5 protein-coding genes are annotated in these 14363 nt (G+C 49.6%); 1 reads left to right on the plus strand and 4 read right to left on the minus strand.

Annotation, left to right across the window (positions count from 1 at the left end):
• Positions 1-24: 24 nt before the first annotated feature.
• Positions 25-4413 (minus strand): PAS domain S-box protein, encoded by a 4389-nt coding sequence (locus NDI45_RS15810; protein WP_348247895.1) that lies wholly within the window; start codon positions 4411-4413, stop codon positions 25-27.
• Between the two features lie 699 nt (positions 4414-5112).
• Here NDI45_RS15810 and NDI45_RS15815 point away from each other — a divergent pair.
• A complete protein-coding gene (locus NDI45_RS15815; protein ID WP_348247896.1) occupies positions 5113-5496 on the plus strand; it encodes a hypothetical protein in 384 nt (127 codons plus the stop codon).
• Positions 5497-6148: 652 nt separating this feature from the next.
• On the opposite strand, the gene NDI45_RS15820 is transcribed toward NDI45_RS15815, so the two are convergent.
• The 3 genes from NDI45_RS15820 to NDI45_RS15830 all read right to left on the minus strand — a co-directional run bounded on the left by NDI45_RS15820 (position 6149) and on the right by NDI45_RS15830 (position 14359).
• The gene (locus NDI45_RS15820; protein ID WP_190794491.1) at positions 6149-6658 is read right to left on the minus strand and encodes a hypothetical protein; all 510 of its coding nucleotides are present in this window, start codon (positions 6656-6658) and stop codon (positions 6149-6151) included.
• A gap of 18 nt (positions 6659-6676) precedes the next feature.
• Entirely contained in the window at positions 6677-10357 is a 3681-nt protein-coding gene (locus tag NDI45_RS15825; protein ID WP_348247897.1) for a hybrid sensor histidine kinase/response regulator, read from the minus strand.
• A 153-nt stretch (positions 10358-10510) separates the two neighbouring features.
• Positions 10511-14359 (minus strand): GAF domain-containing protein, encoded by a 3849-nt coding sequence (locus NDI45_RS15830; protein ID WP_348247898.1) that lies wholly within the window; start codon positions 14357-14359, stop codon positions 10511-10513.
• Positions 14360-14363: the final 4 nt, after the last annotated feature.

Genomic DNA, 14363 nt, shown 5'->3' on the forward strand with positions numbered 1-14363 from the left:
ACTGCTGGGCTGATTAAAAGGTTCTTACCGGTAGGATTGAATAAGTGCCAGGATTTCCTGGTCTTGAAATCCTTTTGCCAGTTGATGTAGTTTTTTGGCAAAGGGACTGTATTTTTGATCCATCTGTTCAAGCAGTGCTGCCTGCTTCAAAATTCCTTTAAAGCTGCCTTTCATGGTTAATTCATACAGCGTTTCTAATTCTGCTGCGGGGGGGGCAATGAGTTCTGCCTTGTCCATCACTGGGCTAATCGAAGACTGCTGCTCTTCGTAGAGCCATTCCAGTTGCAAATGTTTTTGCAATTTCTGGAGTAATTCTGCTGCCAGTACAGGTTTGGGTAGAAAATCATCGCCACCCGCTTCGATGCTGCGGTACTGATCTGTCTCAAACACGCTGGCGGACGAAACAATAATGATCTTGTCTTTAAGCGTTTCTGATCCTCGAATCTGTTTAATCAACTCAAAGCCATCCATGTGAGGCATCATTAGATCCGTGATCATTAAGTCTGGCTGAAATTCTACCGCTCTCTGCCAGCCCTCCTGCCCAGTGGCAGCTTCAACGACGTCAAAGCCGATCGGACTAAGCAACTTAGAAATGACAGAGCGGTTTTCCCATTTGTCATCGACGACTAAAATTCTGGGCTGGCAGTTCTTAATGCCAATAATTTGCCCATGGCGATCGGCTTGAGCCGTTTTGACCCACTCTGCTGCTTCAGGCAAGTTGACATCGAACCAGAAAATACTGCCAACGCCAATCTCACTTTGAACCTGGATTGTGCTTCCCATCAATTCCACAATCTCCTGGCTAATTGCCAGTCCCAAACCCGTTCCCTCTGATTGTCGTTTGGCATCACTCACCTGCTCAAACGGTTGAAAGATTGCCTGGAGTTTGTCCTGCGGAATACCAATGCCCGTATCGCGGACTTCAAAGCGAATTTTTCCCTCACTGGCAAAGCTGATTGTGAGGGTGACACTGCCTGCATCGGTAAATTTAATGGCATTACTCAACAGGTTGATCAAGACTTGCCGCAGGCGTTTTTCATCAGCCCGGATACCGAGCGGCAGTTCAGGAGCCGATTCATACCGAAATTGAATCCCCTTCAGTTCAGCGCGAATGCGGCACATCTCAGCCACCCCTTGCAGAAATGCCGGGAGGTGAAAATCGGTGGGCAACAATTCCGTCTTCCGCGCTTCAATTTTTGACAGATCCAGAATGTCATTGATTAAGGTCAGCAAATGCGAGCCGCACTGGTGAATCACCTCAACCCGCGATCGATCTTCTTCATTCAGACTTTTGGCACGTTGAAGAATTTGGGCATAGCCGATGACCCCATTAAGCGGAGTCCGCAGCTCGTGGCTCATGTTCGCCAGGAATTCACTTTTTGCCCGATTCGCCGCCTCCGCTGCTTCTTTAGTTTGTTCAAGTGCGATCTCCGCTTGTTTGCGCTCTGTAATGTCAGTTGAAATACCGCAAATCGCATAGGGAGAACCGTCGGGAGCTAGAAGTGGAAATTTGAGAGATAGATAGGTATGCAGCCCGTCATCATGTGGGGCAACTTCCTCCCATTGCATTGCGGTTCCTGCTTCCAACACCTTCTGGTCGTTGGCATCAAAAATATCTGCTAGTTCTGAATCAAACAGATCGCAATTTCGCTTGCCAACGATCTCAGCTTTACTGCGATGAAACAGGGATTCAAATTGACGATTGACGGTAATGAATTGTCCTTGAGGATCTTTCATGTAGAAGACCGCAGGCGAATTATCGAGAATCGCTTGAAGGCGTTCTTCACTTTGGCGTAGAGCAATTTCTGCTTCTTTGCGTTGAGTGATGTCACTATTGATTTCTAATTGGGCAAAGGGTTGCCCAGCAGCATCGCGTTGCAGCGTCCAACGGCTTGCCACAATAATGGGCTGTCCGTCACGAGTGACATGATGTAGTTCGCCTTCCCAGCTTCCCTGCTCTAAAAACTCTGCTAGAACTTCTTCTAACGGCTTTGGAAAAGTGGTTTGTAAGAACGTATGAATATACTCACCAATGATTTCTGCTTTCGTCCAACCGTAGAGGTTCTCCGCGCCCTGATTCCAGTACACGATTCGATCGCTCATATCCCGAATGATGATACTGTCGCTGGCTAGATCCAGCATGTCTAGCGTCTGGCGGAGCTTCTGCTCTGCTTGCTTCCGTTCGGTAATAATCTCGGTAAACATGATGACGCCACCCACGTCTCCTTCTCTATACCAGGGGTGGATCGCCCACCGCACCCAGTCTAATGAGCCATCAGTCCGGGGGAATGGGTCTTCTTCGCGCCGTTCTACTACACCACTTAAACAACGTTGATGAATTTGCCTCCACTCATCGGTAATTTCAGGAAAGATTTCATAGTGAGAGCGTCCGACAATGTCTTCAGCTTGCAGGTTATAGTCTTGCAGCCATTGCTGACTGGCAATCAGGTAGCGCATTTCCTGATCAAACATAACGACTGCAATCGGCGTGTGTTCGATAAATTGCCGTAACTGTTCTTCCCGCTCCTTGAGCGCAGCTTCTGCTTGTTTGCGATCGTGGATATCAGTGCAGGTACCCACCCATTCACGGATGTTGCCATCTTGATTCAGAACCGGAACGCCCCGGATCAAAAAATAGCGGTAGTTTCCATCCGCTGCCCGGATGCGATATTCGGTTTCATACAAACTCTTTGTCTGTACGGACTGCATCCAAACCTGAGCCGTTCGTTCTCGGTCATCCGGATGAATGGCATCTAACCAACCAAAGCCAGCAAACTCAGCTTCAGTCTGTCCGGTAAAAGCTCTCCAGGCGGGATTAGGTGCAATGCGCCCTTCTACATCTGCCATCCAAACAATTTGGGAAGTTGCGCTTATCAGAGAGCGATATCGTTCTTCACTTTGTTTAAGGGCATTCTCTGCTTGTTTGCGATCGCTGACATCACGGCAAACCACTACACCGCCTTTTAACTGACCAGACTCATCTCTCAACGGTCTGGCATTAGCAAGTACCCACCGACCATGGGGTGCCTGGGCATGGCGAACAAAGAATTCAACATCTTTCGGCTCCTCACCCCGGATTGCCCGTACTAGAGGCAGTTCATCTGCCGGAAAGGGCGTTGCCCGATCGGGCAGGAACACACCATATTGCTGCGACCATTCATCCTTGCTGGTGGCAGTTGCTCCATTGCCAAACATTTGCTCGGCCGCTGGGTTGAAGACCAGAAACTGTCCTTGCTCGTTGGCAACAACAATCCCGTCACTCATTGAATCGAGGATGAGCTGCAGCAGGTTGGTTTGCTCTTGCAGTGCCGCTTCGGTTTGTTTGCGATCGTAAATATCAGTACAGGTTCCGATCCACTCATGAATACTGCCATTTTTTGCGGGCACCGGAACTCCGCGTACCCAGAAATATCGATAATGCCCTTCCACTGATCGAAGACGATATTCAGCTTCATATAAGCTCTTTGCTTCAACAGCCTGTGACCATCGTTGAGCAGCCTGTTCTCGATCATGGGGATGAACCGCGTTCAACCAGCCAAAGTTCCGGTACTCTTCAAAGGTTTGTCCGGTATACGCTCTCCAACTGGGAGAATCTTCTAATACCCGCCCATCTGAAGCAGTTGTCCAAACAATTTGAGACGTTGCAGTGGTGAGAGAGCAAAATCGTGCTTCACTCTTGCGCTGTTCTTCTGCCTGCTGCCGTCGAATATCTATTTCGCCTAATGCTCTCGCATTCACCCAGATCACAACCGCAAACACGATGATGGTCAGCACGGCAGAGAGTGATAAACCCACTTCACTGCTATACAGTTGAGCACGATAGCCCACTAGAATGATTCCACTCAAGAGGGGGGGGATTCCAATGGCAGTAAGAAGCAACCGCCTTGCCATGATACCGCCCGCATGCTGACTGGTAATCATGCTCATAATTCCTTGATCTGGATGCAGGCAAAAGATGCCAGCGCATAGAAGGATGAACGCGATCGCCGTATGAACTGCCATCTTGGTGTATGAGCCAAAGCCATAAAACTCTTGGATGCCATAGATGTAGCCAAGCAAACCCAGGAGGGAGAGCAAAAATGCAATGCCAGTAAATGTTTGGATACCGGGTTGAAACGATCGTGGCTTGCTTAATAGCAATAGAGCAGACCCTAGCAACAAAAAGTTTAGGGCAGTGTTAACAGCCATCCGCCCTGGAGCAGAAGTTGCTACAGCTGTTGCTGACTCTTGAAACAGAAATTGGTCAATTCCCAGATTTATTGCAAAGCCATATTGAATTAGAGTCAGGAGCGCAATACCCAAAACGATTGCAGCAAAAATCCGGGCATAACGAGCAGATCGTCGTGTACGTTTACAAAGCTGCCATAGGGCACTGCCACTGAGAATAAAACATAGGGCAGCATTTGCTTTCATCGTCACCCATATTGGCAGGATGCTCTTCAATGTTGGGATATTGAAGAACCAACCCAGAAGAACAACACAACCAATCAGGATTACAAGGACGCTTGCTCTCTTAGCGCAGGATTTGAAGAATAGAGGCAAATTGGTATATCTAGGTGCTCTACCCTTAATAAAAGGACTATTCACTCCGTTCTCCAGGCTGGGTTGGTTCATCTCTTCACACGCAGTTTATCTAGACGCTTCATTTGCTCAAAGCAACCGTGCATCTGCCTAAGAGTTTCAGATTAGAGTTACTCATTTATGTATGTTTGCTCCTCTAGATAGCCTGAGTATGGGAGCATCTATCCCAGCAAATTTTGGATTCAGTGTCCTTGCTATAGCAATTGCTCTATGCGAGAGTTCCCAGCCAGACAGCGAAAGAAACATAGCTTAAGAAACATTTTTAAGTTTTGAAAACATTGGAGTTTTGATAAGAAACGTTTCTCTCCAGGGATCTGGCAGGTCAGGTAGCCCAGCGTTGAAGTATAGGGAAGTACAGGAAAAGATTGCAGCAAAGAATACAGCATGAAGTTAGCGAAATTTGTGAATAAATGTATTAAAGAGCACCTTCGATTATTCAAAGTGCTGCAAAAATGTTCATAAATATAGGTTGACTTTTATTAAAAACACTGACTAGACCAATAATCCATTTCCTGCTTTTGGATTAGCCTTTTGGCAGCATCAGCTTCTTATCGATTAGCCATGCTGCAAATTCCTTTGACTGCCTACTATCACTACAGCAAGGAACAATTGATGCTAGCCCTGACCCCTTCCTCTACCACCACTCTGGAATCTGCTCCTCATGTGATCCCAGAGCAGCAAATCACCTTGTTCAAGTTCTACATGGATCAGGCTATACAAGATGGACTAACGTATGGAAACGAGTTGTATAGGCTGGCAAAAGAGTTCAGAATCGACGATTGGCTAGAAGCTGATCGATTGGGCTGTGAGTTAATTGGGCAAGGGGTTCCAACAGTCATTAGTGTCTCGAAACAGCGGTACAGCGTATGGATTAGCTTACGGAACCCTCTAGCTGCTACATTTGCTGCTTCCTGACCCTTTACCCTTCAACCTAAACAGTTTTTATGGCAGTCTTTTTAATCACTAAAGGACTTACGTTTCATCATGGCTTTTTCTAGGTCGGTTCAAAGGCTGCTTCACCCAGCAGTTGGTCATCATTTCAGGCTCAGCGCAACGAACCATCCCGATGCAGCTCAGTATCAAGGTATGTATTGTACGATTGTTGCCGTAAAAATAATGCGTGGCGGTGAGCCGATGCTAATTGTCCAGTTTCCTGACGGCATCCAGGTGGCAGGGCTGTTTTTCTGTGAATTAGAAGATGAGGCTGGAAGACCTCTGCAACGTAGTAAGTTTGAGAGAACTTCCTTATCCCACGAGATCTGATGAACTAGCGAGAAGCTGAGAGCAAGTTGTAGATGGGTTCCTACCCCAACAGGCGGGGAGAAATGACATGGTACTCCTTACCTGAAGTAAAGGGTTGTGTGGCAAATAATCCATAAGGACAAATGGTTCTCTCTTGCTGCATCCATTGATCGGCACTGGGAGCCTGAACAACGGCAGCAAAATGGAGTGGGCGATCGTCCTTGTGTTCTTTCCCTGTTGCGCTTACGGTCGTTCGTCCTGTGCTTCGTTGATAGCAACGTTGGACATTGATGAAAATACTGATCTCGAATAGGGGCGATTGCTCTTACTGAACCAACCCAGAAGCCTGCTTGAGATTCAGCAGAAGAATTGTTGAAAGTCCACGTTGGTTGGTGAGGACTGAAACATGGCAAGCAAGATTTTGAATGAGCTGGCGATAGGCGATCGGCAGTTGGCGAACGGTGGACAGCGGCAGATCCATCAGCGTCGGCGGTTGATCCACTGGGATTGCCCATTGCGCGTGCCCCTGCAATCCGGTAATCAGCAAAAACTGTCCTGAAGTTCCAGCAGATAAAGCTGATTTGTTAGAAACATTGTTGCCAGAAACAGTAGATAGACAGGGATGTAGATTCAACAGGGTTATCGGTTGATTCTCCAGGTAGATAACAGATTGCACATTAGAATAATCGTTTTGAATAACCGATTGGGAAACCACTTTAAGAACGGCAGTGAGGGGCAATGCCAATAAATGATTGGCGATCGTGAATACAACAGCGCGACAGGTTTCAGACTCTAGTGATCGCTCAGCGTTGGTATGAGTCGGAATGGCAGTCATCGTTAAATTCCGTTAGGGTTAAACCTTATCGTGAACAAGAAAATGATGGATCGTGGATAGCAAATTTTGATCGACATAGGGTTTTGTAATAAAATCTGTTGCTCCGAGATCGATCGCAAACTGGCGATATTTTGCGCTGCTGCGGGAAGTCAGCATCACCACCGGAATTTTTGCTAAAGAGCGATGCTGATGACGCTGGCTCAAAAATTCAAAGCCATTCATGCGCGGCATTTCAATATCACAAAGAACTAGGTCAATCCCGGGATGCTTCTGCAAAAATGCCAATCCTTCCAGCCCATCTTTTGCCTGTGAAACTTGATAACCCTCCTGTTGAAGTAACTGCGAGAGGGTTTGCCTCAGGGTTAGCGAATCTTCGATCAGCAGAATGTGAAAATGCCGAGGAGAACGTTTAGACGCTGGAGCGACAGGAGTGCTGGCAGTCAAAGAGGCAGAGGTGGGCAACGCTTGATCCAAAGTTTGCGGTGATGGGCTTGCGGCGAAAGCAGCATCAGCAGGAGAACGAGTCGGTACAATTCCAGGTTGATGAACGGAAGTGCGAGCAGACTCTGTCGCCTGCTGAGAACCTGTGGCTTGCTGAAGGCTGGTGACTTGCTGAAACAGTGTTCTGACATCAATCACCAGTGCGAGCTGATTATTGCCCACAATACAGCAGCCATAGATGTAGGGCGGAGGCGCGATCGCCTGCCCGAAGGGTCGAATGACCAGTTCCTGTTCGCCCAACACCTGCTCCACTTGAATGCCCATTAATCCAGCGTCCGTTCGTACCAGGACAATTGAGAGCGGAGTGGGGATAGGGGGCTGGGCTGCGGCTAGAGTGTGTGGAATTTCAGAATCATTGACGAGATCAGAAACCAGAGCAGACAGGGGACGGACTACGACCGCCTGCTTCTCATCGCCCTTGCGCCACTGCAACACCTGCTGCCTGCCAACCTGCGAAAGCGCATCAGGCTTAGACACAATTTGTTCAATGGCGTCGATCGGTAAGGCGTAGCTAATTCCCTGATTTTTGCACAGCAGCAGCTTGGCGATCGTGAGCGAAAGCGGAATTTGCAGTGAAAAAGTTGTGCCCTGCCGGGAAACATAACTGACGGCAACCGAACCCTTGAATCCCTCGATCTGGGAGCGCACGACATCCAAGCCGACCCCTCGACCGGATAAACTGCTAACCTGGGTTGCGGTTGAAAAACCTGGCTCAAACAGATACGACAGCAGCGTATTTTCAGAGGTGGTCGCGATCGCCTTTTCAGGAAGCCAACCCATTTCTACCGCCCGCTGTGCAACTCGCTGGAGGTTAATGCCGGGACCATCATCTTTCACTTCAATAATCGTGCGATGTCCCTGATGATAGGCATTAATTTCAATTTGTCCCACAGCAGGCTTCCCCATCGCTTGTCGGGTTTCTGCTAGTTCAATCCCGTGATCGAAGGCGTTGCGAACCAGATGCAAAAGCGGATCGTAGAGTTTTTCAACGATCGTTTTATCCACTAAGACTTGGGTTCCCGTGACAATCACTTCAACAGGCTTATGATGGGACGTTGATAATTGCTGAATGACTTGCGTTAATCGAGCAAATAGGGCGTCGAGCGGCTGCATTCGGAGCGCGGTGAGGTCGTTACCCACGACAAATAACAGCCGTTGCTGTGCTTCTAGCGATCGGCGAGATTGCCGGATGGTTTGATCGAGTGCTTCAGAAATGGATTTCAGCTCCATGACTTCATCCAGCGTGGAGCGAGACAAAATATGAATCTCGCTATATCGATCCATTTCCAGCTCATCAAACTGCTGCACAATGGAAGAAGCGTGTTCTGTATTTTTGCCACTTGTATTTTTGCCACTATGGGGCTGACGCGAGAGCAGGAACCGATCGCTCTGGCTACAGAGCTGATCAATGGTTCGCTGATGTTTTTGCAGCCGATCCAGCAGTTCCTGCACCATCAAACGCAAGGTATCATCCTGGCTAGTTTGCTGATTCTGATTAATTAGCAGTTCACCGGTTAAATAGTTGAGTTTCTCCAGCTTTTCTAAATCCACACGCACCGAGGCGTTAGGAGTCGATAGCGTGGAAGCCGCAGGATTCGCTAATGAGGATTTAAACGAAACCGCAGTTGGGGAAGGGTAGGAACGTTGGGAAGATTCTTTTTCCGGTATGCTCGGAGACTGCGATCGATTCAGCTCAATTGATGAGGTTGAAGATGAAGTAGAAGACGATTCTGCTATCGATTGGATCCCATCCTCGAGTTCAATAGCGACATCAAAAGCTCGATCTGAATTGAATCCTTGATTAAAAGAATAAATATTTTCTGGTGTATTGTCTGGTGCAGTGGTTTCAATTCGCCACGGACTAATGCTTTCCTCAAAATTTTCTAAGCTGTTTGCTGCAAAGGAAACGTTCCACGCCTCGCTGGGTGAATGGGATTCGGTTGCGTTCGAGTCGGCGATCGCGAATCCATTGGCTACACTGGCAGATGGAGAATCAAGATTGCTGAGCAGTGCCTCAAGTGGCAGAGTCGGAGGCAGATCCGAAGATAGATTCTCTGCAAAGGGGGAAACTGCAGGAGTATTCCTAGAAGAAGGAAGAAGGGTTGGACGCAGGAATAAAGGACGGAATCTTCTCGATAATGTTTTCGATGACGTGATCTTGGTTTTGAGACGTTGCAGCCAGGCTTCGAGGGGAATTTCCGTTTGCAGCAGGTTGATCAATGAAGCGAGAGGTGAGTTGATCTGGGCTGAAAATGGCCGTGCGGAGGCGAGCGTGGGGGAAAGCGCAGATTGGGTTGATTCTGGAATCTGATCGTTCGGCTGTTGTGAAATTTTGCCGCTGAGCATCTCTGGGGCAGTGCTGGCATCACGACCTGAATGCCTTGTTGAAGCAGGCTCAACAGACCTGGAGTGAGCAAACTGCTGCAACTGGGGAGACGGTGCGCCACCTTGGCTGCGATCGCCTGCCAATACCTGGGCTCGTCCCTGGGTGAAATCTTGGAGTGCGATCTGAGCGATCGGGTGAGTCGCTTCGGGATGGCGTTCTAGCGCGGCCAGTGTCGTTTGGGCGATCGCCGCAAATCCCGGCAACTCCAGAGATTCTGCCAATCCCAGGAAAATCTCAGCTTGCGATCGCAGTACCTCATCCAAATCGGGTGCGTGGCGAACAACTGCCTGGCTCAGTTCTTCTAATCGCTGCGTCACACCAATCTCAAACATGGACTGCACCATATCAAACCCCAGTTCCGCTGATGAGGGAATCGGGGTATCGCGGTCAAACCGATCGCCTAGCTTTTCCTGTAATCGAGCGATTACATCGGCTGCCCGGTTGAGTGTATCCGACTCATCGACCTGGCTGCCATCTAGCTGAGCCGTTAACAGCAGACGCAGGCATTCGTAGCCCTCAAACAGCAGCCCTTCAATCTCGGTATCAATTTCGACCGCTGGATTGTAGAAGGCGCGGAAGATATCTTCCAGAACGTGGGCGACGTTATTAATCGCACTGAGTCCAACACTGGCAGCGGCTCCTTTCAGCGTGTGAGCTGCCCGCATGAGTTCATGAACGTTGGCTGAAGTACGATTGGAGCGCAGACTCAACACCCCCTGCTCAATGATTTTGAGTAAATCCTGAGCTTCGGTAAGGAAGTAGCTGTTATGGGGTGGGTCGGAATGGGTTGGAGTGCGGAGTATGGGGGTCATGGCAGGGATAGATGCTGAGCGCGTTCTCGAAGCGTGGAATCAGGCAGTCAGCTTGCGTAGGATGGGTTAACGCAGGGTAACGCATGGGTGTCAGGCGGTTTGGGAATTAAGGCGTTACGGCTTTCGCCTAACCTATCCTACGAGACTACAAACCTACGAAACTTTGAACTGATCGACACTGGTTTGCAGAGCTTCCGCCGTTTTCAGCAACTCCTGGAAAGATGCAGAAATCTGAATTGCTTCCTGGGAAGTTTGCTGGACGATCGCCGCCACATCGGTCATGGTTGCCGTCACAGTCTCGGACTGATGGGTTTGGTTTTGAGCTGCCTGGGTAATTGCTTCCACCAGCTGGCTGATTTGAGCCGTGGCAGAAACAATCTCGGTCAGGCTTTGGCGGGTAGTGTTCACCAGGCCTGTCCCGCTGACAACCTGCTCGATTCCGGCGTCCATTGCGGTGGCAACAGCACTGGTTTCAATTTGAATTTCCTGCACCAGCTTTTCAATTTCCGTCGTTGCTTCTGCAGACTGTCGCGCCAAAGCACGGACTTCATCGGCAACGACCGCAAAGCCTCGCCCTGCTTCTCCGGCACGGGTCGCTTCGATCGCCGCATTCAGCGCAAGGAGCTGAGTCTGTGAAGTAAAGGTGCTGATTAGATTCACCACTTTTGAGATTTTTTGGGACGATTCGCTCAATCGTTTGATCTTCTTACTTGTTTCCGATACCGTCTCCCGAATTCCTAAAATTCCATCAACTGTGCGATTCATTGCAATATCTCCCTGCTGCACGATCGCATTGGCTTGCTGTACCGCGACGTTGACTTGCTGGGCGTTTGCGGCAACGGCTTTGGTGGAATCTAGCATCACCTGAATTTGCCGCAGAGCGTGGGCGATATCCTGTGCTTCACGCTGAGCCTGCTGCGATAGTCCGGCGATCGCGCCTCCGCTTTGTTGGGAGGTTTCTCCGACCTGGCTTGCGGCGGTTTGCACCTGTAATACTAATTTCCGCAGGCTCTGCAACGTATTGTTGTAGGCATCTGCTACCGTTCCCACTTCGTCTTCGGTAATCGGTGCGCGCACGGTTAGGTCTCCATCCAGAGCAGGACGAACAGACGTTAGGAGCCGCAACACGCTGCGCTGAAGGGTTTCACGGCTTTCTTTTTCACGGGCGATCGCCATCGCGCCCTGCTGCGCCTGGATTTGGAGCTGCTCCACATACTCAGATTGCTGCAAGGCAAAACCAAGCTGCAAGGCAATTTGGTTCAGCAGACGCACATCCTCTTCTTCCCAGTGGTACGGTGCACTGTGCTGGAAAGCAGACAGCAAACCCCAAAGTTTTTGTCCTTTGAAGATGGCAACTACGGCACAGGCTCTAAAGCCAAAGAATTCCAGGGCTTCGACGTGGCAATCGGTCATGCCTGCTTCATACACATCATCGGCAACCATGAATTCGTTATTGCGGAAGCGTCCGCCCTGATGTTCCTGCAAATAGGGGTCTTCCCAGGCAGCCCCGACTAAACTGGGATAATCACCTAGCTTGGATTCCGCCACAATATCGCCGTAATAGTCATCGCGGAACTTGTAGATCGCCACCCGCTCGACGCTCAGTAGCTTGCGGACTTCCTGAGTTGCCGTCTCAAAAATGGTGTTGATATCCAGCGATTTGCGAATCTTTTCCACGACCTTGGCAAGTGCCCGTTCGACCTCTGCTTCTCTAGCAGCTTTGCGGTTTTGGGCTTGAATCTGGCTCAGATACTCAGCCTGGTTAATTGCAACACTGAGCGGACTGCTGAGCTGCAACATGATTTTTACTTCTTCGTCCTGCCATTGGCGGGAATTCGAGTTTTGGTACGCTGCCAACAGTCCCCACAACCTGGAATCTTGGAAAAGCGGCACAATAATGTAGGCGCGACACTCATACTTTTCCAGTGTGTCCAGGTAGCAGCGGGAAAAATTCATTGTGTAAATATCATCGACCCGCTTGTATGGACAGCCACGAGTGTAGTCGCCCCCTTTGGTCTGCTGAAAGTAGGTGTCTGAATTGAGCGTTCCTGAAGTGGTCAAATCCCGAACAGTGCAACGATCCTCCAGAGCAAGGCTCTGCTTGAGCGTCTGATCCTCGGATTGCGACTGAATCACTGAAACCCAACCTGCCCCTACAGATTCGGCGACAAATTCACCGCCCCAGTCTTCGGTAAATTTGTAAATTCCGACTCGATCGCAATTTAACACCCGCCGCAGTTCTTGAGTGGTGGCTGTAAAAACGCTGTTAATATTCAAACTCTGCCGGATCTTAGCAATTACACGGTTTAGCGTCTGTTCTCGCTCTGCGGTTTTTGCCAGTTGAGCCGCGTATTCAGATTGCTTAATGGCAATTCCCACCTGGTCAGCAATTTTCATCATCAAGCGAATCTCGTCCTCTTCCCACCGTCGCGCACCTCGATTTTGAAAGGCAGACAGCAAGCCCCACAATCGATCGCCCTGAAAGATAGGCACTATGACATAGGCGCGCACCTGATAAAACTCCAACGCCTCAACGTGGCAATCCGTCAGCAGCCGTTTGGGACGAACCAGACTAAATCCGTTATTTTCCCAGATCGTTTCTCCAGTGTGAATGTCATCGACAATTAGCGGAACGTTATCACGCAACCGCCCGCCCTTTTGTTCACTCAAATAGGGGTCTTCCCATCCACTGCCCACCAGCTTGGGATAGTCTCCGGTCACAGACTCCGCAATAAAATCGCCAGAGTAATCGTCGCGGAACTTGTAGATCGTCAGTCGCTCCACGTTCAGGAGCTTTCGCATTTCCTGCGTTACGGTATTGTAAATGGTCGTCAGATCATTGGCCTGGCGCAGTCTGCCCACAACACGAGAAATTGCCCGCTCCCGCTCGAGCAGGTTTAAAGTTTGTGCCTGGGATTGGGCTATCTGAAGCTGGAGACATAGTTCAGAGCCAACTTGCAGCAGCAAACTGGTTTCGACCTCTTGCCAGCGTTTCGCCTCGCCGCCGTGCAGCACTGCCATCAGTCCCCAAACGGTTCCATCAACGACGATCGGGAAGACCAGACTGGCGCGCAGCTGCAAGCGTTCTAGAAAATGCCGCTGGTAGGTAGACAACTGGGTTTCATGGATATCTTCCATTATGAACAGGGAAGCACTCAGGTAATCCTCCTGCTGGTTCCGACCAAAATAGCCCGCAGGCAGCGTTCTTTCTTTCAGGCTGGGCGCATCATAGTCTGCTGTTTCGCTGAGTACCGTGACCTGGGTTTGACTCACAAAGCGCAGAAGCATCACCCGATCGCCGTTCAACGCCATCTGTAGACTCGTTACCGCAATTTGAAAGGCAGCGTCCTGCTTTGCCGCCTGCCGCATTTCCTGGATGATTGCTGTCCCTTGGTGTTTCAGCGTCTCAAGCTGTTTCTGCACCCTTAACTCGACCAGCTTTTCGACATCGTGATGGGCACTTTTGTAGAGTCTGACGAGCTGTTGCAGGTTATCGCGTAATTCGGGCTTGCTGAGCAATTCCGCTTTTTCCAGCTCCTTTTTAATCGTCAACACCGACTCACAAAACTGCTGCACACTGGCGGAGTTTTGAGCCTGATTCAGCTTAGCGGCTATGGGGCGATCGTTGCTCAGCGTCACTGCAACCGCAGGCGGAGAAGTAAATCCCATTAATTGATCCAGCACTGCAGTTTGGGCAATGTTTTGAGAATTATTTTGAGAACTATGCTCGTGTTCAGTTACCATCATCGGCAGCTTGCCGCTTCTACCGTTTTTGCCATTACTCTGTCCGTTACCGTTCGCGTTACTGCTGCTTTTACCGTTGTCGTGACTTTCCCGGTTATCGTTTCTGTCAAAACTTTCTCCGTTGCCGTTCGTCTGCTTGCCTTGTTCCGACCGGGGAGGCATTTCCTCAGACATAGGCTGGCTCCAAGCAACAGGCTGGTCATCAAACCCAGCAAAAAGGTCATCGCTTGCATCGTCGGATAGGTAGGAGCTGTTCATAGTG

It is taken from the genome of Leptolyngbya sp. GB1-A1 (genome assembly GCF_039962475.1).
Taxonomy (GTDB): Bacteria; Cyanobacteriota; Cyanobacteriia; order Elainellales; family Elainellaceae; genus Leptolyngbya_A.